Origin of the sequence: Rhodosalinus sediminis (genome assembly GCF_003385555.1) — a bacterium.
In the GTDB taxonomy this organism is placed as follows: domain Bacteria; phylum Pseudomonadota; class Alphaproteobacteria; order Rhodobacterales; family Rhodobacteraceae; genus Rhodosalinus; species Rhodosalinus sediminis.
On record NZ_QOHR01000008.1, the window covers coordinates 1 to 21,581 of the forward strand.

The following is a 21,581-nucleotide window of genomic DNA, read 5'->3' on the forward strand; positions in this document are numbered from 1 at the left end:
CTCGTCGAAAACCGCATGAACCGGGAGGACACGTGATGGACGGCACGGCGACGGGGGCCACGGGCCCGGTGCTGATCCTGCTCGGCCCCCCGGGCGCGGGCAAGGGTACGCAGGCGCGCCGGCTGCAGGAGGCCTTCGGCCTCGTGCAGCTTTCGACCGGCGACATGCTGCGCGCGGCGGTCGCCGAGGGCACCGAGGCCGGGCGCGCGGCGAAGGCGGTGATGGACGCGGGCGATCTGGTCTCCGACGAGATCGTGACCGCGATCCTCGCCGAGCGGCTCGACGCGCCGGACTGCGCGCAGGGCGCGATCCTCGACGGCTTCCCGCGCACGACGCCGCAGGCCGAGGCGCTCGACCGGCTTCTGGCCGAGCGCGGGCGCGGGCTCGCCGCGGCGATCAGCCTCGAGGTGGACGACGCGGCGATGGTCGACCGCATCGCCGGCCGCTTCACCTGCGCCGGCTGCGGCGAGGGCTACCACGACAGCGCCAAGCGCCCGGCGGTGGCCGACACCTGCGACCGCTGCGGCGGCACGGAGTTCACCCGCCGCGCCGACGACCGCGCGGAGACCGTGGCCGCGCGGCTCGAGGCCTACCACCGCGAGACCGCGCCGCTCGCGGCGCATTACGACGCCCAGGGCAAGCTCGAGCGCATCGACGCCATGGGCGAGATCGACCGGATCGCGGCGGACCTCGCCGCGATCGTCCAGCGGGCGCAGGCCTGATCCACCGCGCCCGGAACGGCGCACGCGACGAAAGAGGAGGAGCCGCCGATGGCGGAAAGAACGAACGACGGGGCCGCCGGATCCGGCAAGGCCTACTGGACCGCGAATCTGAGAGTGATCAAGTGGAGCCTGGTGATCTGGGCGGTGGTGAGCTTCGGCTTCGGCATCCTGCTGCGCCCGCTCCTGTCGGGGATCGAGGTCGGGGGCACGGACCTCGGCTTCTGGTTCGCGCAGCAGGGCTCGATCCTCGTCTTCCTGGCGCTGATCTTCTTCTACGCCTGGCGCATGAACAAGCTCGACCGCGAGCACGGCGTGGACGAGGAGTGAGATCATGGACCAGTTCACAATAAACGTTCTCTTCGTGGGCGCCTCCTTCGCGCTCTACATCGGCATCGCGGTCTGGGCGCGCGCGGGCTCCACCTCGGAGTTCTACGCGGCGAGCCGGGGCGTGCACCCGGTGACCAACGGCATGGCCACGGCGGCCGACTGGATGTCGGCGGCCTCCTTCATCTCGATGGCGGGCCTCATCGCCTTCACGGGCTACGACAACTCCAGCTACCTGATGGGCTGGACGGGCGGTTACGTGCTGCTCGCGCTGCTGCTCGCGCCCTACCTGCGCAAGTTCGGCAAGTTCACGGTGCCCGAGTTCATCGGCGACCGCTTCTACTCGAAGCCCGCGCGGCTCGTCGCGGTGGTCTGCCTGATCGTGGCCTCGGTGACCTACGTGATCGGGCAGATGACCGGCGTCGGGGTGGCCTTCGGGCGGTTCCTCGAGATCTCGAACACCGCCGGGCTCCTGATCGGGGCCTGCGTCGTCTTCGCCTACGCCGTCTTCGGCGGCATGAAGGGCGTGACCTACACGCAGGTCGCGCAGTACTGCGTGCTGATCACCGCCTACACGATCCCGGCGGTCTTCATCTCGCTGCAGCTGACCGGCAACCCGATCCCGGGGCTGGGGCTCTTCGGCGAACACCAGGCGAGCGGCGAGCAGCTGCTGGTGAAGCTCGACCAGATCGTGACCGAGCTCGGCTTCAAGAGCTACACCGAGCATCACGGCTCCACGATCAACATGGTGCTCTTCACGCTCTCGCTGATGATCGGCACAGCGGGTCTGCCGCACGTCATCATCCGCTTCTTCACCGTGCCGAAGGTCTCGGACGCGCGGTGGTCGGCGGGCTGGGCGCTCGTCTTCATCGCGCTCCTCTACCTCACGGCGCCGGCCGTGGGCGCGATGGCGCGGCTCAACATCACCGACCTGATGTGGCCGCAGGGCACCGACCAGCAGGCGGTGAGCGTCGAACAGATCGAGAGCGATCCGGCCTACGACTGGATGGCGACCTGGCAGGAGACCGGGCTCCTCGGCTTCGAGGACAAGAACGGCGACGGGCGCATCCAGTACTACAACGACGCCGACCCGGCGATGCAGGAGCGCGCGGCCGAGGAAGGCTGGGAGGGCAACGAGCTCACCAACTTCAACCGCGACATCCTCGTGCTCGCCAACCCGGAGATCGCCAACCTGCCGGCCTGGGTGATCGGCCTCGTGGCGGCCGGCGGCATCGCCGCGGCGCTCTCCACGGCGGCGGGGCTGCTGCTCGCGATCTCGGGCTCGGTGGCGCACGACCTCTTCAAGGGGCAGCTCACGCCGAACATCTCCGAGAAGGGGGAGCTTCTGACCGCGCGGATCGCCATGGCGCTCTCGATCGTGGTGGCGAGCTATCTCGGCCTCAATCCGCCGGGCTTCGCGGCGCAGACCGTGGCGCTCGCCTTCGGGATCGCGGCGGCCTCGATCTTCCCGGCGCTGATGATGGGCATCTTCTCGACGCGCATCAACAACCACGGCGCGGTCGCGGGGATGCTGACGGGTCTGCTCTTCACGCTGATCTATATTTTCCTGCACAAGGGCTGGTTCTTCATTCCGGGCACGAACAGCTTCCCGGACACGGTGGACGGCTCGCTCTTCGGCATCCAGTCGACGGCGATCGGCGCGATCGGCGCGGTGCTGAACTTCGCGGTGGCCTACGCGGTCTCGCTCTCGACGGCCGACACCCCGCGCGAGATCAAGGAGCTCGTGGAAAGCGTCCGCGTGCCCCGCGGCGCGGCCGAAGCGCAGGATCACTGACGCGACAGGGGCGGGCCCACGGGCCCGCCCTTCCCTTATCAGGAGGCGCGGCACATGACCGAGCCGGTCCCCGACACGCCTGCCGCCGCCCCCGATCCGGAGGCGGACGCGGCATTTCTGGCCGCCGCGCACCCTTGGGACATCCTCTCGCGCGAGCGGCTCGAGGCGATCGCCCGGCAGATGGGCCGCCGCCGCCTCGCCCCCGGAGAGACGCTCTACGACGTGGGCGAGACGCTGGATTTCGTGGCCGTGCTGCGCGCGGGCGGGGCCGAGCGGCTGGACGCGCGCGGCGCGACCGTGGCCGAGCTCGCCCCCGGCGCCACGCTCTCGCGGCGCGGCGCGCTGCGCGGCGAGCCCACGCGCACCGCGCTCCGCGCCACGCAGCCGAGCGAGGCGCTCACCCTCGAGGGCGCGGAGTTCCGCGCGCTCTGCCGCGACGTGCCCGCCTTCGGGCGCTTCTTCTCCGCCGGGCCGCCGCGCGCCGCGGCGCGCTCCGATCTGGCGAGCCTCGCGGTCTCGGCGCTGATGACCGCCACGCCCGAGACCTGCCCGCCCGAAACCCCTGCGCGCGAGGCCGCCGCGCGGATGCACGCGCGCGGCATCTCCTCGCTCTGCGTGGCGACCGACGGGCAACTCCTCGGGCTGCTGACGCTGCGCGACCTGACCGGGCGGCTCCTCGCCGAGGGGCGCGCGCCCGAAACGCCGGTGGGCGAGATCATGACCGCCGCGCCGATCACGCTGCCGCCCTCGGCGCTCGGCTCCGACGTGCTGTCGCTGATGATGGAGCGGCGCGTCGGCCACGTCCCGGTGGTCGAGGGCGGGCGGCTCGTCGGCATCGTCACGCAGACCGACCTGACGCGCGCGCAGGCGCTCGGCGCGGGCGAACTGGTGCGCGGCGTGGCCGAGGCGCCGGACGCCGACGCCATGGCGCGGGTCACCGCGCGGTTGCCCGAACTCCTCGCGCAGCTCGTCGCCGCCGGCGCCCGACCCGAGGCGGTGACGCGCCAGATCACCGACGTCGCCGACGCCGCGACGCGACGGCTGCTCGCGCTGGCCGAGGACCGGCTCGGCCCGCCGCCGGTGCCCTACCTCTGGCTCGCCTGCGGCAGCCAGGGCCGGCAGGAGCAGACCGGCGTCTCGGACCAGGACAACTGCCTGATGCTGAGCGACGCGGTCACCGACGCCGACATGCCCTATTTCGAGCGCCTCGCGCGCTTCGTCTCGGACGGGCTCGCCACCTGCGGCTACGCCTACTGCCCGGGCGACATGATGGCGACCAACCCGCGCTGGCGCCAGCCGGTGCACGTCTGGCGGGACTACTTCGCCGGCTGGATCGCGCATCCCTCGCCCGAGGCGCAGATGCTCGCCTCGGTGATGTTCGACCTGCGCCCGATCGGCGGCGACGCCTCCCTCTTCGAGGGGCTCCACCGCGAGACGCTGGACGCCGCCTCGCGGAACTCGATCTTCACCGCGCACATGGTCTCCAACTCGCTCAAGCACGCGCCGCCGCTCGGGCTCTTGCGCGGCTTCGCGACGATCCGCTCGGGCGAGCACCGCCACCAGATCGACCTGAAGCTGAACGGGGTGGTCCCGGTGGTCGACCTCGCGCGGGTCTATGCGCTGATGGGCCGGATCGAGGACGCGGGCACCCGCGCCCGGCTCACGGCCGCGTCGGCCGCCGGCGTCGTCTCGGAGGCCGGGGGGCGCGACCTGATCGACGCCTGGGACCTGATCGCGGCGACGCGCCTCGGCCATCAGGCGCGGCGCATCGCGCGCGGCGCCGCGCCCGACAACTACATGGCGCCCTCGGAGCTTTCGGAGTTCGAGCGCAGCCACCTGCGCGAGGCCTTCGTCGTCGTGCGCACGATGCAGTCCGCGCTCGGCCACGGCAAGGGCGCGCTGTCGTGACCGCGCGCCGCGCCTTGCCGCGCGCGGCGCGGGCGCCCTAGGATCACGGGCGGCGCGCAAAGGGGGAGGCGCGCCGGGGAGGAGAGCGATGTTTCTGGAACTGATCGCCACGATCTTCGCCGGCTTCGCCGCGGCGGGCGTGGTGCTGCTGATCGACAAGGCGACGCGGGGGCGGCTTCCGCGCTGGCTCGCGCCGGTGGCGGCGGGGGCGGCGATGCTCGCCGCGACGATCTCGAGCGAGTACAGCTGGTACGGGCGCACCGCCGGCGCGGTGCCGCACGACTTCACGGTGATCGAGACTGTGGAGAGCCGCGCGATCTGGCGGCCCTGGACCTATCTCGCGCCCTTCACCGAGCGCTTCGTCGCGCTCGACCGCGCCTCGGTCCGGCAGAACGCCGTGCGCGCGGAGGAGCGCCTCGCCGATCTCTATTTCTTCGGCCGCTGGGCGCCGGTGCGCCAACTCGAGATCCGGGTGGACTGCGCGCGCGGCGCGCGGGCGCTGCCGGGCGACGGCGCGGGGGGCGAGGTCGTCTGGCAGGAGGTCGGCGCGGAGGATACCATCGTCGCCGCCGTCTGCGGGGAGGCGGCGGCATGACCCCTCTGCGCTGGAGCCTCAGATTGCGCATCCTCCTCTTCTTCGTGGCGCTCTGGGCGGCGGCGAGCCTCGCGGTGGCCGGCGCGCTCTGGCTCGGCTGGGCGCGCGGCGGCGGCTCGGGGGGCTTCGTGCTCGCCGGTGTGGCCTCCGCCTTCGCGCTGATGGGGCTCTCGGCGGCGGTCTGGCGGCTCTTCGACGCGCATGTGGCCGTGCCGGTGGAGCGGCTGGCCGCCGGTCTGCGCGCTGGCGCGCACGGCGGCACGGGGCCGGACCGGGAGACGGCGAAGTTCCTCGGCGATCTGGGCGACGCCGCGGCGGAGGCGGCCGACCGGCTGGGCGCCGCGGAACTGACGGCGGCGAAGCGCGTGGCCGAGACGACCGCCGCGCTCTCGGCCGAGCGCGAGCGGCTGACCGCGCTCCTCTCGGAGCTGCCGGTCGCCACGGTTCTCATCGGGGCGGACCGGCGCATCGCGCTCTACGACGGGCAGGCGGCGGCGCTTCTCGCGCGGGCGGGGGTCCCGCGGCTCGGCGCGCCGATCACCGACTACCTCGAGGGCGCGCCGATCGAGGCGGCCTACGCCGCCGCCGCCACGGGCGAGGCGCGCTTCGAGGCGGTGCTCGCGCGGAGCACTACGCGCGCGCCGGCGCGGCTGCGCCGGCTCGACGGGGACGGCAGCGCGCTCCTGATCCTCGACGAGACGGCGGCGCTCGCGCCCGAGGACGCGCGGCCGATCGTCTATGACTTCACCCTGCTGGAGCGCGCGCCGGAGCCCGTGCTGGAGCACCGGGCGCTGCGCGATCTCGCCTGCGTGGTGCTCGACACCGAGACGACGGGCCTCGACCCCGAGCGCGACGCGCTGGTGCAGATCGCCGCGGTGCGCGTGCTGGGCGCGAAGCCGGTGCCCGGCGAGCGCTTCGAGACGCTGGTGAACCCCGGCCGCCGCATCCCGCCCACGGCGACGCGGGTGCACGGGATCGGCGACGCGCATGTGGCGGAGGCGCCGGATGTGGCGGAGGCCGTCGCGCGGCTGGGCGATTTCGCGCGCGACGCGGTGATCGTGGCGCACAACGCGCCCTTCGACCTGCGGTTCCTGACCCGCGCGGGCGGCGACTGGCGCCACCCGGTGCTCGACACCGTGCTCCTCTCGGCGGTGCTCTTCGGGACGGGCGAGGCGCATTCGCTCGACGCGCTCTGCGCGCGCCTCGGCGTCGAGATCCCGGAGGACCGGCGCCACACCGCCATGGGCGACACCGAGGCGACGGCGGAGGCCTTCTGCCGGATGCTCCCGATGCTGGAGGCCAAGGGGCTGACCACCTTCGGCGACGTGGTCGCCGAGACGCGCCGGCACGGCCGGCTGCTCGCCGATCTGAACGCCGCGCCCGCGCGGGCCTGAGCCTCAGCCGAGCGCCCGGCGCCGGAGCGATGGCCACCGGACAGGGCCCGGCCCATGCGCCGCCACGACGCGCGGGCAGGACCGGGCGGCCGCGAGGGACCGACGGCGGACGGGACGCGCCGGCGCGAAGCGGGGCCCGGGACGCAGCGTCAGCCGAGCGCCTTGCCGAGGCGCGGCAGCCGCGCCTTCTTCAGGAGGCGGCGCATCTCCCAGCGCTCGCCCGAGAGCGCCTCGGCCCGCGCGCGCACGGCCTGTGCCGCCTCTTCCACCATGCCGGGCGCGCCCTTCCAGAGCCCGAGGAGGAGCGCGTCCGGGTCCGCGCGAGAGAGCCCGACCTCGGCGAGCACGCCGCGCGGGAAATCCTGCGCGTTCGCCGTCACGATCACGTCGGCCGCCCCCTCGATCGCCGCGGCGAGCACATGGACGTCCGCCGGATCGGGGAGCCAGAGCCGCTCCGTCAGCGCCTCCGCGGGCGGCGGCAGCATCGCCTGCGGCCATGCGGCGGCCAGCTGCGCGATCTCGCCCTGCGCGACGGCGCGTTCGGCGTCGCCGCGCCGGGCCGCGGCGCGCTCCCACTCGCGCAGGAGGCGCGCGGTCCAGAGCGGCCGGAGCCCGCCGCGCGCCGCGACCTCCAGGAGCATCTCCCGCATGACGGTGGGATAGAGGACGCAGGCGTCGAGCAGCGCCCTCACAGCCGGAAGGCCAGCGTCTTGAGATAGCCCGTCTCGGCGAGCATCGGATGCTGCGGGTGATCGGGCCCCGCGCCGCCCGTGCGCAGAAGCTGCCCGCGCCGGCCGCCGCGCCCGATGCCGCGCACGCTCGCTTGCCGGAAGCGGGCGAGATCGGCGGCATGCGAGCAGGAGCAAAGCATCAGGAAGCCGCCCTCGGCCACCAGCGGCGCGGCGAGGCGCGCGACCCGCTCGTAGGCGCGCAGCCCCTTGTCGAGCGCGGGCTTCGAGGGCGCGAAGGCCGGCGGGTCGCAGACCACGAGATCGAAGCGCGCGCCCTCGGTGGCGAGCGCCTCCATTGCCTCGAAAGCATCGCCGCGGCGGGTGGCGAAGCGATCGGCGACGCCGGTGCGCGCGGCGCCCGCCTCCGCCAGCTCCAGCGCGGCCGCCGAGCCGTCCACGGCGAGCGCCGCCTCCGCCCCGCCCGCGAGCGCGGCGAGGGAAAACCCGCCCGCGTGGGAGAAGACGTCGAGCATCCGCGCGCCCCGCGCGAGCCGCGCGGCGAAGGCGTGGTTCGGCCGCTGGTCGTAATAGAGCCCGGTCTTCTGCCCGCCGGTCAGATCGGCGAGATAGGTCGCCCCGGTCATCTCCACGGGTACCGGCCCGTCGGGCGCCTGCCCGATCAGCACGGCGCTCGCGTCGTCGAGCCCCTCGAGCGCGCGGGCGCGGCTCGCCGCGTTCTTCAGGACATGGCGCACGCCGGTCACTTCCGCCAGCGCCTCCGCGAGGGGACCGAGCGCCGCCTCGGCCCAGGCGGCGTTGGGCTGGATCACCGCCGTGTCGCCGAAGCGGTCGATCACCACGCCGGGCAGCCCGTCGCCCTCCCCGTGCACGAGCCGGTAGAAGGGCGCGTCGTAGAGCCGCGCGCGCAGGTCGAGCGCCGCGGCGAGGCGGGCGCGCAGCCAGTCCGGCCCGATCTCCGCGCCCGGGTCGCGGTCGAGCACGCGCAGCGCGATCTTCGAGCCCGGGTTGACGGCGACCGTGGCGAGCGTCTGGCGGCCCGCGTCCTCGAGCGTGGCGATGGTGCCGGGGGCGAGCGCGCGGGTGCGCCGGTCGAGCACCACCTCGTCGGCGAAGACCCAGGGCGCGCCGTGGCGCACCGGGCGGGGATCGGCCTTGGGCCTCAGGCGGACGACGGGGCGGGGATCGGCGGTCATGCCCGCCCCATAGCCCGCCCGCGCGCCGGACGGAAGCCCGCGCCAGGGCGCGCGGTTGTTAGCGCTGACAGCGGATGCTATCTCTCACCTCGGGAGGAGAGCCATGCCCCTCGATCCGACCATCGCCCGGGTCACCGAGACCATCGTCGCGCGCTCGGCCGAGACGCGGCGCGAGTACCGCGACCGCATGCGCCGCGCCGCCGAGGACGGGCCGCGCCGCGCGCATCTGTCGTGCTCCAACCAGGCGCATGCCTACGCCGCCTCCGGCCCCGACAAGGAAACGCTCGCGGGCCACCGCGCGCCCAACCTCGGGATCGTGACGGCCTACAACGACATGCTCTCGGCGCATCAGCCGTTCGAGCGTTTCCCCGACGTGATCCGCGCCGCGGCGCGCGCCGCGGGCGGCACCGCGCAGGTCGCGGGCGGCGTGCCGGCGATGTGCGACGGCGTCACCCAGGGCCAGACGGGGATGGAGCTCTCGCTCTTCTCGCGCGACACCATCGCGCTCGCCGCCGGCGTGGCGCTCAGCCACAACACCTTCGACGCGGCCGCGTATCTCGGCGTCTGCGACAAGATCGTGCCCGGCCTCGTCATCGCGGCGGCGACCTTCGGGCACCTGCCCACCGTCTTCGTCCCCGCCGGCCCGATGACGAGCGGCCTGCCCAACGACGAGAAGGCCGAGGTGCGCAAGCGTTTCGCCGCCGGCGAGGTGGACCGCGAGGCGCTGATGCGCGCCGAGATGGCGGCCTATCACGGGCCGGGCACCTGCACCTTCTACGGCACGGCGAACTCCAACCAGATGCTGATGGAGATCATGGGCCTCCACCTCCCGGGGGCGAGCTTCGTGAACCCCGGCACGCGCCTGCGCGACGCGCTGACGGCGGCGGCGGTGGAGCGGGTGCTGTCGCTCACGCAACTCGGAAACACCTACACCCCGGCCTGCGACGTTCTGGACGAACGCGCCTTCGTCAACGGGATGGTCGGGCTGATGGCGACGGGGGGCTCGACCAATCTCGCCATTCACCTGCCCGCGATGGCGCGCGCGGCGGGCATCCTGCTCGAGCCGGAGGATTTCGCCGCCGTCTCCTCGGTCACGCCGCTGATGGCGCGGATCTATCCCAACGGCCTCGCCGACGTGAACCACTTCCACGCCGCGGGGGGCATGGCCTACCTGATCGGCGAGCTTCTGGAGGCCGGGCTTCTGCACGCCGACGTCGCCACCGTCGCCGGCCCCGGCCTCGCCCGCTACACCGAGGAGCCCAAGCTCCGGGGCGAGACGCTCACCTGGGAGCCCGGCCCGCGCGAGAGCGCGAACGACCGCATCCTGCGCCCGCACGCCGATCCCTTCCAGCCCACGGGCGGGATGGTGCAGCTCACCGGCAACCTCGGCGAGGGGGTCGCCAAGATCTCGGCGGTGAAGGAGGAACACCTCGTCGTCGAGGCCCCGGCCCGCGTCTTCGAGGCGCCCGAGGACGTGCTCGCCGCCTTCAAGGCCGGCGAGATCGCCGAGGACTGCGTGATCGTCCTGCGCTTTCAGGGGCCGCGCGCGAACGGCATGCCGGAGCTGCACGGGCTGACGCCGGCGCTCTCGGTGCTTCTGGATCGCGGGCTGAAGGTGGCGCTCGTCACCGACGGGCGCATGTCCGGGGCGAGCGGCAAGGTCCCCGCGGCGCTCCACCTCAGCCCCGAGGCCGCCGCCGGCGGACCCCTCGCGCGGGTGCGCGACGGCGACGTGATCCGCCTCGACACGACGGCCGGCACGCTGTCCGCCGAGGCCGACCTCGACGCGCGCACCCCGGCCGCGCCGGATCTCTCGGGCAACCAATGGGGCACCGGGCGCGAGCTCTTCCAGCTCTTCCGCGACCGCGTGGGCGAGGCGCGCCGCGGCGCGTCGAGCCTGATCTGAGCGATGGCGCGCGGGGTCCATCGAAGCGCCCCGGACGGGCGCGCTCGCCCGTCCGACACGGGGCGGCGCCGCGCCGCCACGTCGCGGGTCGGCGCATGGCGGACGCCGGCCGCCAGCGCGGTATTCTGCGACAGCACCCGACGCGGGCGCGCTAGCCCTTCCGCCACGGGGCGGGGCAGTGCCGCGACATCGCGGTTCTGCGTAAGGCGGACGCCGGCCGCCAGCGCGGTATTCTGCGACAGCACCCGACGCGGGCGCGCTAGCCCGTCCACCACGGGGCAGTGCAATACCGCCACGTCGAGGGAGAGCGCATGGCGGACGCCGGTCGCCAACATGGCATCCTCCGAAAGCACGCGACGTGGGCGCCGGGCCCTCACCGCCGCGAGCCGTCCCGCGCGCGCGGCATCTCCCGAGGGCGCCGCGCCCGCGGCGCGCGCCAGGGTTGCCCGCCGACGCCACGCCACAGGACCGCATCGCCCGGGCGAGCGCCCCGCACACCCGCGCGACGCGTGCGCCCCGCGCCGCCCCGACGCCGCGGCGTCCGGTGTCCCGGTCTGCGGGACACTACATGGCGTCGCCCGCCGCCTCCCCGCGGCGGAGGCGCGGCGCGTCGCCCCCGGCGCCTTGGCCGATCCGGACCGGACGGGTCCCGGTTCCCCGGCTCCGAGATCCCGCCGCCGAGGCCGCCCGTGACGGCGCCCCAGCCCCCCGCCGAGGCGAGCCGCAGGCTCCGCGCCCTCTGCGCCCGCGCGCCGGTGATCCCGGTTCTGGTGATCGAGGACGCGGGCACCGCCCGCCCGCTCGCCGAGGCGCTGGTCGCCGGCGGGCTTCCGGTGCTGGAGGTCACGCTGCGCACCCCCGCCGCGCTCGACGCGATCCGCGCGATGGCCGCGGTGGCCGGCGCGGAGGTCGGCGCGGGTACCGTGCTCGGCCCCGAGGACGTCGCGGCGGCGCGCGCGGCCGGGGCGCGCTTCGCGGTCTCGCCCGGCGCGACACCCGCGCTGCTCGCGGCGGCGGAGGGCGAGGGCCTGCCCCTCCTGCCCGGCGCGGCGACGGCGTCGGAGGCGATGGCGCTCCTGACTCGCGGCTACGACGTGGCGAAGTTCTTCCCCGCCGCGCCCATGGGCGGGCCGGCAACGCTCGCGGCGCTGGGCGGCCCGCTGCCGCAGATGGCCTGGTGCCCGACGGGCGGCATCACGCCCGAGACCGCGCCGGACTACCTCGAGCTCGACACCGTGCTCTGCGTCGGCGGCAGCTGGATCGCGCCGCGCGCCCTGCGCGACGCGCGCGACTGGCCCGCCATCGAGGCCCGCGCCCGCGCCGCCGCGGCGCTCTGAACGCGGGGCGCGCTGCAGCCTGTCGGAGACAGCGCCCGCGGACCTCGGGTCCCGCGAGAGGGTAAACCCATCGCGGGATCGCGGCACCAGAGTGCCACGAGCACCGCCCGCCGCCGCCACGCGGCGACCCGGCAGGGGTCACGCGCCGGTCGAGCGAGGAGCGCCGTCACGCGCGACGCGCGCAGCCCGGCCTCGGCGAGGACGGCGCGACCGACGCGACGGGCGCGCGAGCCACGCGGCGCGACTTGCGCGGCGCAGGCGCGACCGCCATGCCGGGGCCGCGCGGCGGGGCAAACCGGTTGCGCGAGGGGCGCGCGGCCCGATTTCGCCGCGACCGGCGCGCGTCAGCGCGGGCCATGCGGCGGGAAGTGTCTCGCTGATCCCGCGCCCGGCGAGGAGCGCGGTCACGCGCGACGAGCGCGCCCGCCCGACGCGTCCTCAGTCCCGCGCGCGCCGCCGTGCGCCGCCGCGGCGGCGGGGGGTGGCGCTCTCGGCGAGGCCCTCGCGCAGGACGCGGGTCATCGGGTGATCCTCCGGCGCATCGGCGTGGCGCGCGAGCAGCGCCTCGATCGCCGCGCGCGGCGCGGCGCCCTCGGGGAGCGCGAGCGCCCAGTCGAAGAAGATCGAGCGGCACTCCGCCTCGGTGATCCCCTCGATGCGGTAGGCCTCCCGGATCAGGCCCTTGGGGTCTGGCTCCGCGGTCATGCCCCGCGCGCCTCCGGCATCAGCCCCACGCGACCGCCATAACCCGGCGCCCGCGTCGCGCAGCACGATGCCGCCCGCTCGCCCGCGCCGCGCCGCGCCTCCGCGCGGCGCGCGCCCGCGACCCCGTCGGCCCCACGCCGCGACAGGATCGTCGCCCCGGCGCCCCTCTCCTCGGTCATGCCTCGCGCTCCTCCGCCTCCGGCAGCGCGGCGTCGATCGTCCGGGCCGCGCGCGCCGTCACCTCGTCCAGCCGTGCCCGCAGCGCCGCCGGCCCCTCGATCCCCGTCAGCCGGGCGAGGAAGGCGCCGCCCCCCTCGCCGATGCGGTCCTCGTCGAGCGGTCCCTCGCTCAGGAGCTTCGAAGCGAGCTGCACCTGCCAGAGAAGCCGCGCCGCCCCGGCGAGCGCCGCGTGCCCCTCGGCGTCGATCAACCCCACCTGCGCCGCCGCCGCGAGCCCGTCCGCGGCATTCTGCGACGCCTCCGCGGCAAGAAGCGCGCCGGTCTGCGCCACGAGGTCCACGTCCTGCAGCCGCCCCGGGCCCAGCTTGGCGTCCCACGGCCCCTCGGGGCTCTTGGCCGCGCGCACCCGCGCGCGCATCGCGGCCGCCTCGCGCAGCACCGTCCCGCGCGGCTTGCGGCCGAGCACGCCGCGGCGCACCGCCTCCACGTCCGCGGCGAGATCCGCCTCGCCCGCCACCGCCCGCGCCCGCGTCAGCGCGAGGTGCTCCCAGACCCAGGCCTCGTCGCGGTGGTAGCTCTCGAAGCTCGCGAGCGAGGTCGCCACCGGACCCTGCCGGCCCGAGGGGCGCAGGCGCATGTCCACGTCGTAGAGCTGCCCCTCCGCGGTCTGCGCGCTCATCGCGGTCACCAGCGCCTGCGTCAACCGCGCGTAATAGGCCCGCGCCGAGAGCGGGCGGCGCCCCTCCGACCCTTCGGCCCCCGCCGGGTCGTAGATCACGATCAGGTCGAGGTCGGAGACCGGCGTCATCCGCCGCGCGCCGAGCGATCCCATGCCGAGCACCACCGCGCCCCGCCCGGGCGGCGCGCCGTGCTTCTGCGCGAACTCCGCCACCACCTCGGGCCAGAGCGCGCGGAGGCTCGCCTCCGCCAGATCGGCATACTGCGCGCCCGCCTCGGTGCAGCCGATGCGCCCGCGCAGGAGATGCACACCGATGCGGAAATGCACCTCCTTCGCCCAGCGCCGCGCGGTGTCGAGCTTGCGCTCGTAGTCCTCCGCCTCGGCGAGCTCGCGCTGCAGCGCCTCGGTCAGCGCCGCCACCCCCGGCACGGGCTCGAAGAAATCGCCCGCGATCACCGCGTCGAAGACGCCCGAATGCCGCGCGAGATACCGCGCGAGCGCGGGCGCGGTGCCGGCAATGTCCACGATCAGGTCGACGAGCTGCGGGTTGGCCTCGAAGAGCGCGAAAAGCTGCACCCCCGCGGGCAGCCCCGCGAGGAAGCCGTCGAAGGCGGCCAGCGCCTCCTGCGGGTGGGCGGTGCGCGCGAGCCGGGCGAGGATGTCGGGCTTCAGCCGCTCGAAGATCGCCACCGCCCGGCCCGAGCGCAGCGCCGGATAGGTGCGCCAGCGCTCGGTGATCGAGGTATCGAGCTCGGGCACCGGCGCCGCGGGCCGCGCCGCGTCGGGCGCGAAGAAGCCCTCGGTCAGCTCGTGCACCTCCGTCAGCCGGTCGTGCAGGTCGCGGCGCAGCTCGCCCTCGTCGCGGTCCATGAAGGCGGCGAGCCGGGCGAAGCCTTCCTCCGTGCGCGGCAGGTCGTGGGTCTGCTGATCGCGCAGCATCTGCACGCGGTGCTCCACCTCGCGGTGGGCGCGGTAGTGATCGGCGAGCGTCTCCGCCGCCGCCTCGGGCACCCAGCCCTTGCGGGCGAGCACGCCGAGCCCCTCGACCGTGCCGCGCACGCGCAGGTCCGGATCGCGCCCGCCGGCGATGATCTGGCGGGTCTGGGTGAAGAACTCGATCTCGCGGATGCCGCCGCGGCCGAGCTTCATGTCGTGCCCCGGCAGGGTGATCGGCCCGGCGAGGCCCTTGTGCTCGCGGATGGCGAGGCGCATGGCGTGCGCGTCCTCGATCGCCGCGAAATCCAGATGCTTGCGCCAGACGAAGGGCCGCAGCGCCTCCAGAAATCGCGCGCCCGCCTGCACGTCGCCCGCCGCGGGCCGCGCCTTGACGTAGGCCGCGCGCTCCCAGGTGCGCCCGAGGCTCTCGTAGTAGCTTTCGGCCACGCCCATGCTCAGGATCACCGGCGTCACCGAGGGGTCGGGCCGCAACCTGAGATCGGTACGGAAGACGTAGCCCTCCGCCGTCTGCTCGGCCAGAAGCGCGGTCATCCGGCGCACCGCCCGCACCAGCCCGGCGCGCGCCTCCTGCACCGCGTCCTCCGGATAGCGCGTCTCGTCGAAGAGGCAGATGAGATCGATGTCCGACGAATAGTTGAGCTCGAAGGCGCCCATCTTGCCCATGGCGAGCGCGACCGCCCCGCAGCCGGCGGCGAGGTCGTCCTCCCCCTGCCCCGGCAGCCGCCCCCGCCGGATCTGCTCGGCGAGCCCGGCGCGCAGCGCGAGGCCCGCGGCGTGGTCGGCGAAGCGGGTGAGCGTGCCGGTCACCTCCTCGAGCGGCCAGACGCCGGCGAGATCGCAGAGCGCGACGGCGAGCGCGACGCGCCGTTTCGCGCGGCGCAGCTCCGCGCCGAGCTGGTCGGGCGCCACCTCGGCCACGCGCGCCAGCTCCGCCGCCACCGCCGCCTCCGGGTCGGCGAAAAGCGCGGGCAGCCAGGCGCATTCCTTCTGCACGAGGGTGGAGAGATAGGGGCTGCACCCGGCCGCGCCCTCGATCAGCCGGGCGAGATCGCCCTCGGCCTCCGGGCAGGCGGCGCGGGCCTCCGCCCCGAGATCGGGCTCGTGGGGGCGGGGCAGACGGGTGATGCGATGCGCGAGATCCATGCCCGGAGATGGACACGCCCGCGCGGCGGGGTCAATCCGCGCCGCCCCCTTGTCAATCCGGGCGAAAGCCTCTTGGCTCGGGAGCACTGGAGGGCACGGCATGAGCAAGAGCGTGACCCGCGTGCGCGCGGCGCTGGAGGCGGCGGGGCTGCCCGCGGACATCCGCGAACCGGGCGAGACGCGCACGGCGGAGCAGGCGGCGGCGGCGGTGGGCTGCGCGCCGGACCAGATCGTGAAGTCCCTGATCTTCCGCGGCGAGGAGAGCGGGCATGTGCGCCTTTTCCTGGTGCCGGGCGGGCGGCGCCTCTCCCCGGTGAAGGCCGCGGCGGCGGCGGGCGAGGCGCTCGGCAAGGCCGACGCGGCGCTCGTCCGGGCCGAGACGGGCTTCGCCATCGGCGGCGTCGCGCCGGTGGGCCACATCGCGCCGGTGGCGACCTGGATGGACCCGCGGCTTCCCGAGTTCGCGGAGGTCTGGGCGGCCGCCGGCACGCCGCGCCACGTCTTCTCCGCCGCGCCGGAGGCGCTGCGCCGGGTCACCGGGGCCGTGACCCGCGACGTGACGGAGTGATTTTTCGCCGTCAGAGAAGGACTTGCGCCGGAAATGTAAAAAGGTTTCACATGGCCCCTTGCAAGAGCCCGGCGGGCGCACGATCTGGGTGATGTGAAAGGCATTCACATCAACGACCACGCACCGGAGAGAGACATGACACACGCCGCGACCGACCTCCCCCACCGCCCGAGCGCCTCCGGCTGGCTCGCCCGGGCCGAAGCCTGGCTCGACGCGCGCGGAAAATTCGCCTGGATCGCCGCGATGGTCCTCGGCTTCGTGCTTTTCTGGCCCGCAGGCCTCGCACTGCTCGCCTACATGATCTGGAGCAAGCGCCTTGGCACGTCCTGCCGCGGTCGCGCCGAGCAAGCACACGTCGGGGCGACCGGCAACAGCGCCTTCGACGCCTACAAGGCCGAGACGCTGCGCCGGCTGGAGGAGGAACAGCACGCCTTCGAATCCTTCCTCGAACGGCTGCGCGCCGCGCGGGACAAGGCGGAGTTCGACCAGTTCATGGAAGAGCGCGCCCGCAAGGCCGCCGAAGCCCGCCCCGACGACGCCTGAGACGACCGCCGCCGCCCGCACCGGGCGGCGGCCTGCCCCCGACCGGAAAAGGCCCGAGATGCACAGCTACGACGCCCGCCTGCCCGACCCGGACCGCCAGCCGGAGTTCTACGCCGACGTCCCCGTAAAGCGGCTCGTCGCCTGGGCGATCGACGTGGCGCTCGTCGCCGTGCTCTGCCTGCTCGTCCTGCCCTTCACCGCCTTCACGGGGATCTTCTTCTTCCCATTCCTGATGCTGGCGGTGGGCCTCGCCTATCGCACGCTCACCATCGCCGGACGCTCCGCGACCTGGGGCATGCGGCTCATGGCGATCGAGCTGCGCGACCGCCGGGGCGAGCGGCTCGACGGCGGGCAGGCGCTTTTGCACACGGCGGGCTACACGATCTCCATCGCGGTGCCGCTCCTGCAGGTGATCTCGGTCGTGCTGATGCTGACCGGCGCGCGGGGTCAGGGGCTCACCGACCTCGTCCTCGGCACGGTGATGCTGAACCGCCGCGCCTGATCCGGCGCCCCCGCGCCGGGGCTCTTGGCCCGCCGCGGAGGCCTTGCTATCGTCGCGCTAAAGGATAGCTGGGACGGGAATGCGACACACCCTTCCGATCGCGCCGCAGTTCTACGTGACGGCCCCGCAGCCCTGCCCCTATCTCGAGGGGCGGATGGAGCGTAAGCTTTTCACCGCGCTCACGGGCGAGAACGCCGAGGCGCTCAACGACACCCTGTCGAAACAGGGCTTCCGGCGCTCGCAGAACGTGCTCTACCGCCCCTCCTGCTCGGAGTGCTCGGCCTGCCTGTCGGCGCGGATCGACGTGGCCGCCTTCACACCCTCCAGGAGTCAGCGGCGCACGCTGCGCCGCAACGCGGGCCTCCTGCGCCGCGTCACCTCGCCCTGGGCGACCGAAGAGCAATACGCGCTCTTCCGCCGCTACCTCGACAGCCGGCACTCCGACGGCGGCATGGCGGACATGGACGTCTTCGAGTTCGCCGCCATGATCGAGGAGACGCCTGTGCGCTCGCGCGTGATCGAATACTCCGACGGCGACACCGGCGAGCTCGTCGCGGTCTGCCTGAGCGACATGCTCGACGACGGGGTGAGCATGGTCTATTCGTTCTACACGCCCGACCGCCCGAAGGCGTCGCTCGGCACGCATGCCATCCTCGACCACGTGGAGCTCGCGCGCGAGGCCGGGCTTCCTTACGTTTACCTCGGCTACTGGGTCCCCGGCAGCCCCAAGATGGGCTACAAGGCGAATTTCGCCGGCCTCGAGGTCTACGCCCAGGGCCATTGGCAACGGATGCGCGACCCGCGGGACTACGACACCGAGCTGCACCCGCTCTCCACCGATCCGATCGCCGAACAGGTGGCCGGGATCACCCTGCCCGGCGCACGCCCGGCCAAGGGCTGACGCTTGAGCGATGGAGGGGGCGCTGCCCCCTCTTGGCCTCCGGCCAATTCACCCCCGGAGTATTTGGACCAAGATGATGGGAGCGGTCAGCGTCTCCCAGCCCATCATCTTGGCATAAATACTCCGGGGGGTGAGGCCCGGACCAGGCCGAGGGGGGCAGCGCCCCCCTCACCGCACGAAGTGCCACAGCGTGTGCGGCCGCGAGGCCGCTCATCTCAGTTCGGGATCAGGTCCGGAACGATCGTGACGATGCCCGGGAAGAACCAGAGGATCGCGAGGCCGAGCACCTGGATCGCCACGAAGGGCAGCACTCCCTGGTAGATCTGTCCGGTCGTGATGCTCCGCGGCGCGACGCCCCTCAGGTAGAAGAGCGCGAAGCCGAAGGGCGGCGTCAGGAACGAGGTCTGCAGGTTCACCGCGATCATGATCGTCACCCATTTCGGATCGAACCCGCCGCCGTAGATCACCGGGCCGACGATCGGGACGACGATGTAGATGATCTCGAGGAAGTCGAGCACGAAGCCCAGCATGAAGAGCACGAGCATCACGATGAGGAAGACCGTGTACTCGTTGTCGAAGCTCCTGAGGAACTGCTGGATGTAGTGCTCGCCCCCGAAGGAGATCAGCACCAGGTTCAGGAGCTGCGAGCCGATCAGGATGGTGAAGACCATCGAGGTGACCTTCGCCGTCTCGCGCACCACCGGCGTCAGCACCCCGCCGCGGAAGAGCACGAAGCAGCCGTAAAGCAGCCCGAAGAGGGCGAAGAGATAGGCCGCCTGCGCCACGAGGAAGGCCACCCAGGTGTCGAAGCCGGCCGCCTCGGTCTCGATCCGCAGGTCGAAGTTCACGCCGACGAGCAGCATGATGATGAGCGCGAAGGTCGCGCGGATGATGATCTTGCCGGAGCGATTCTCATCCCGCAGGCGCCGGTAGGCGGCGAGCATGATCGCCCCGGCCGCGCCGAGCGCCGCCGCCGGCGTCGGGTTGGTGATGCCGCCGAGGATGGAGCCCAGCACCGCGACGATCAGCACGAGCGGCGGGAAGACCACGCGCAGGAGTTCGTTCTGCGCGAGCCGCGCGAAGGCGTGGCGCACGCCGTAGAGCGTGAGGGCGATCGGCACGGCGAGCCAGAGCGTCGTCACCGCCGGCGACGTCAGCGGCGAGATCAGGACCACGTCCGCGAGGATCGCGAGCGCCACGCCGCCGAGGCCGACGGCGATGGGCGTCGGATCGGCCGACGGCGCGATGCCGCGCGCCGTCGTCAGCACCAGCGCGAGCAGCAGGAACGCGACCGCGATGCCGGTGCCGACGGGGGCGACCTCGGCCAGGTTCTCCTGAAGCCGCGCCGCGCGCTGCTCCTCGGTCAGTTCCTCGGCCTCCTCGACGCCGCCCGCGGCGTCGAGCGCCTCCTGCTCGGCGACCGCCTGATCCCAGGCGTCCTGGCCGTGCACGTCGATCATCGCCGCGCGGCATTCGTCGGAGACGTTGGTGCGCAGCGAGGCGCCCTCGCCCTGTTCGGAGAAGCGCGCGACGCTCACGTCCTGGCTGCCGACGAGGCCGATCTGCCCCGAGAGCACGGTGAGCCCGATCAGCGCCGCCGGCACGGCGGCGAACCACGTCCAGCGCTCGCCCGGCGTGGTCGGTTCGCTCGCGTCGCCGCCCTCGGAGACGACGGGCGGCGCCTTCGATGGGTTGAAGAGCGCGAAGCCGAAGGCATAGGCCGCGTAGAGCCCGGCGAGCACCAGCCCCGGCAGCAGCGCCGCCTGGAAGAGGGTGCCGACCGAGACGACCGCCGGCTCGCCGAGGAGCGTCAGCGCGTCGCGGCAGCCGAGGTTCTGCGCGCGCTGCTCCTGCGCGCGGGCGTAGATGTCGCCGGCGAGCGTGCCGAGGAGGACGATCACGATCGAGGGCGGGATGATCTGCCCCAGCGTGCCGGAGGCGGAGATCACGCCGGTGGAGAGCTGCGGCGAATATCCCGCGCGCAGCATCGTCGGCAGCGCCAGGAGGCCCATGGTCACGACGGTCGCGCCCACGATCCCGGTGGAGGCGGCGAGGAAGGCGCCCACGACCACGATCGACACGGCGAGGCCGCCCGGCAGCGGCCCGAAGACGCGCGCCATGGTGGTCAGCAGCTCCTCGGCGATGCGCGAGCGCTCGAGCGTGATGCCCATCATCACGAACATCAGCACGGCGAGCAGCGTCTCGATCGACTGCCCGGCGAGCACGCGCTCGTTGATGCGGTTGACAATGAAGCTGATGTTGCGGTCGAGCGCCGTCTCCCAGCCGCGGGGGAAGACGGATTCCTCGATGCGAGGCAACTCGGGGTATCGGAAGACGGAGATGCTGTCCGGCCTGACGCCCTGCTGCACGAGGGCGTTGTAGGCCTGCGAGCCCGTGTCGATCGCCTGATGGATCAAGAGGCCGGCGCTGTCGAGCGCGGCGATGATCCCGAAGGAAATCACGCCGGCGCCGCCGATGGCGAAGGCCACCGGGAAGCCCGACAGAATTCCTGCGAACAGACACAGGAAGACGATGATCAGGCCGATCTCGACGCCGTCCAGTCCGAATAGCATGTGTCCCCGCCCCTCAGCGTGTTTCGAGCACGTGTTCCGCGCTTTCCGTCGTCGTGTCGCTCAGCGAATCGCGATCGAGATACCTGGCCTCGCTCTCCTCGCCCTCGCGGAACTCCAGATACGACCGCCAGAGCAGCGCCACCGCCTGCAGGAAGACGAGCCCGGCGAAGGCGACGAGGAGCACCTTGAAGAGGAAGTAGGCGTTGAAGCCGTTCGGGCTGAAGCCGATGGTCTCGACGTTCCAGCGAAAGGCGCGCGCCTTCATCAGGAGCCGGTCCAGACCTTCGGAGGCCGAGGGCTTCGGCGTGACGAGGTGGCGCCAGAGAAAGAACCAGCCGTACATCCAGGTGATGACGGCGATCGGCATCATGAAGAAGAGCGCGCCGAAGATGTCGATGATCTTCTTGGTGCGGAAGCGCGCCGGCGAATAGAAGAGGTCCACGCGCACGTGGCCGTGCTGCACGAAGGTGTAGCTCACGCAGAGCGCCACGATCATCGCGTTGTAGAGCTTGAGCTCTTCGGACCACCAAGAGACGTCGAAGCTGACGGCGGTGCCGAAGCCGAGCGAGATCTCGGAGGCGGCGAAGATGCGCTGCATGAAGACGATGATCACCTGCTGCAGCACCATGATCAGCCCGGCCCAGGCCGCGACGCGCCCGAGCGCGTTGGCGAAACCCTCGAGCGCGATCACGCCGCCCCAGAGGAAGGCGTTGCGCCAGATGCCGACGGCGGTCAGCACCAGCACGGTCGTGAACACCACGAAGAAGAATTCGACCGAGCCGCCGTAGTAGACGACCCGCATGACGGCCTCGGGGTTGGACCAGTCGAGCCAGAGCTGCGGATGGGTGATCGCGTAGCCCAGATTGTAGAAGGCCATCGCGATCTGCGTGACCAGCCACGTCACGGCGTCCAGAAGACCGCCGAGAACCCCAGTGGTGTTTGCCTCGTCCATGGTCGAAACCGC

The 21,581-nt window shown here is 73.3% G+C and carries 19 protein-coding genes; 12 read left to right on the forward strand and 7 right to left on the reverse strand.

The window, feature by feature from the left end:
* Nucleotides 1-35: 35 nt before the first annotated feature.
* The 6 genes from DRV84_RS08045 to DRV84_RS08070 all read left to right on the forward strand — a co-directional run bounded on the left by DRV84_RS08045 (nt 36) and on the right by DRV84_RS08070 (nt 6,738).
* Entirely contained in the window at nt 36-722 is a 687-nt protein-coding gene (locus tag DRV84_RS08045) for an adenylate kinase (protein WP_115979372.1), read from the forward strand.
* 48 nt (nt 723-770) lie between these two features.
* Complete coding sequence (locus DRV84_RS08050; protein ID WP_115979373.1) at nt 771-1,049, forward strand: DUF4212 domain-containing protein; 279 nt, start codon at nt 771-773, stop codon at nt 1,047-1,049.
* Between the two features lie 4 nt (nt 1,050-1,053).
* Nucleotides 1,054-2,841 (forward strand): sodium:solute symporter family protein, encoded by a 1,788-nt coding sequence (locus tag DRV84_RS08055; protein WP_115979374.1) that lies wholly within the window; start codon nt 1,054-1,056, stop codon nt 2,839-2,841.
* Between the two features lie 54 nt (nt 2,842-2,895).
* On the forward strand, nt 2,896-4,749 hold the full coding sequence (locus tag DRV84_RS08060; protein WP_115979375.1) for a DUF294 nucleotidyltransferase-like domain-containing protein: 1,854 nt from the start codon (nt 2,896-2,898) through the stop codon (nt 4,747-4,749).
* An 88-nt stretch (nt 4,750-4,837) separates the two neighbouring features.
* Nucleotides 4,838-5,344 (forward strand): hypothetical protein, encoded by a 507-nt coding sequence (locus DRV84_RS08065; RefSeq protein WP_115979376.1) that lies wholly within the window; start codon nt 4,838-4,840, stop codon nt 5,342-5,344.
* Nucleotides 5,341-6,738 carry a 3'-5' exonuclease gene (locus DRV84_RS08070; RefSeq protein WP_115979377.1) on the forward strand — a complete coding sequence of 466 codons (1,398 nt, stop codon included), beginning with the start codon at nt 5,341-5,343 and terminating at the stop codon, nt 6,736-6,738. Before DRV84_RS08065 ends, DRV84_RS08070 begins: the two co-directional genes overlap by 4 nt.
* A gap of 149 nt (nt 6,739-6,887) precedes the next feature.
* Here DRV84_RS08070 and DRV84_RS08075 read toward each other — a convergent pair whose 3' ends face one another.
* Nucleotides 6,888-7,430 (reverse strand): RSP_2648 family PIN domain-containing protein, encoded by a 543-nt coding sequence (locus DRV84_RS08075; RefSeq protein WP_115979378.1) that lies wholly within the window; start codon nt 7,428-7,430, stop codon nt 6,888-6,890.
* Entirely contained in the window at nt 7,427-8,623 is a 1,197-nt protein-coding gene (locus DRV84_RS08080; RefSeq protein ID WP_115979379.1) for an RSP_2647 family RNA methyltransferase, read from the reverse strand. Before DRV84_RS08080 ends, DRV84_RS08075 begins: the two co-directional genes overlap by 4 nt.
* A gap of 103 nt (nt 8,624-8,726) precedes the next feature.
* On the opposite strand from DRV84_RS08080, the gene edd reads away from it, so the two are divergent.
* Together edd and eda are read left to right on the forward strand one after the other, a co-directional pair.
* The gene (edd, locus tag DRV84_RS08085; RefSeq protein ID WP_115979380.1) at nt 8,727-10,529 is read left to right on the forward strand and encodes a phosphogluconate dehydratase; all 1,803 of its coding nucleotides are present in this window, start codon (nt 8,727-8,729) and stop codon (nt 10,527-10,529) included.
* Nucleotides 10,530-11,218: 689 nt separating this feature from the next.
* Nucleotides 11,219-11,866, forward strand: a complete 648-nt coding sequence (eda, locus tag DRV84_RS15960; protein WP_239995028.1) for a bifunctional 4-hydroxy-2-oxoglutarate aldolase/2-dehydro-3-deoxy-phosphogluconate aldolase — start codon at nt 11,219-11,221, stop codon at nt 11,864-11,866.
* Nucleotides 11,867-12,304: 438 nt separating this feature from the next.
* On the opposite strand, the gene DRV84_RS08095 is transcribed toward eda, so the two are convergent.
* The 3 genes from DRV84_RS08095 to DRV84_RS08105 are packed head-to-tail and all read right to left on the reverse strand — an operon-like array spanning nt 12,305 to nt 15,530.
* Complete coding sequence (locus tag DRV84_RS08095) at nt 12,305-12,571, reverse strand: hypothetical protein (RefSeq protein ID WP_115979382.1); 267 nt, start codon at nt 12,569-12,571, stop codon at nt 12,305-12,307.
* Nucleotides 12,568-12,750 carry a hypothetical protein gene (locus DRV84_RS08100; RefSeq protein ID WP_115979383.1) on the reverse strand — a complete coding sequence of 61 codons (183 nt, stop codon included), beginning with the start codon at nt 12,748-12,750 and terminating at the stop codon, nt 12,568-12,570. Before DRV84_RS08100 ends, DRV84_RS08095 begins: the two co-directional genes overlap by 4 nt.
* Nucleotides 12,747-15,530 carry a [protein-PII] uridylyltransferase family protein gene (locus tag DRV84_RS08105; protein ID WP_115979384.1) on the reverse strand — a complete coding sequence of 928 codons (2,784 nt, stop codon included), beginning with the start codon at nt 15,528-15,530 and terminating at the stop codon, nt 12,747-12,749. Before DRV84_RS08105 ends, DRV84_RS08100 begins: the two co-directional genes overlap by 4 nt.
* 100 nt (nt 15,531-15,630) lie before the next feature.
* On the opposite strand from DRV84_RS08105, the gene DRV84_RS08110 reads away from it, so the two are divergent.
* The 4 genes from DRV84_RS08110 (at nt 15,631) to DRV84_RS08125 (ending at nt 18,044) form a co-directional block, all read left to right on the forward strand.
* The gene (locus tag DRV84_RS08110) at nt 15,631-16,098 is read left to right on the forward strand and encodes a YbaK/EbsC family protein (protein WP_115979385.1); all 468 of its coding nucleotides are present in this window, start codon (nt 15,631-15,633) and stop codon (nt 16,096-16,098) included.
* 135 nt (nt 16,099-16,233) lie between these two features.
* Nucleotides 16,234-16,641, forward strand: a complete 408-nt coding sequence (locus DRV84_RS08115; protein WP_115979386.1) for a DUF2852 domain-containing protein — start codon at nt 16,234-16,236, stop codon at nt 16,639-16,641.
* Between the two features lie 58 nt (nt 16,642-16,699).
* Nucleotides 16,700-17,143, forward strand: coding sequence for an RDD family protein (locus DRV84_RS08120; RefSeq protein WP_115979387.1), 444 nt, complete (start codon nt 16,700-16,702; stop codon nt 17,141-17,143).
* A 79-nt stretch (nt 17,144-17,222) separates the two neighbouring features.
* Nucleotides 17,223-18,044, forward strand: a complete 822-nt coding sequence (locus tag DRV84_RS08125; protein ID WP_115979388.1) for an arginyltransferase — start codon at nt 17,223-17,225, stop codon at nt 18,042-18,044.
* Between the two features lie 215 nt (nt 18,045-18,259).
* On the opposite strand, the gene DRV84_RS08130 is transcribed toward DRV84_RS08125, so the two are convergent.
* Together DRV84_RS08130 and DRV84_RS08135 are read right to left on the reverse strand one after the other, a co-directional pair.
* Nucleotides 18,260-20,617 (reverse strand): TRAP transporter large permease, encoded by a 2,358-nt coding sequence (locus tag DRV84_RS08130; RefSeq protein WP_115979389.1) that lies wholly within the window; start codon nt 20,615-20,617, stop codon nt 18,260-18,262.
* Nucleotides 20,618-20,630: 13 nt separating this feature from the next.
* A complete protein-coding gene (locus DRV84_RS08135; RefSeq protein WP_115979390.1) occupies nt 20,631-21,569 on the reverse strand; it encodes a TRAP transporter small permease subunit in 939 nt (312 codons plus the stop codon).
* Between the last annotated feature and the right edge of the window lie 12 nt (nt 21,570-21,581).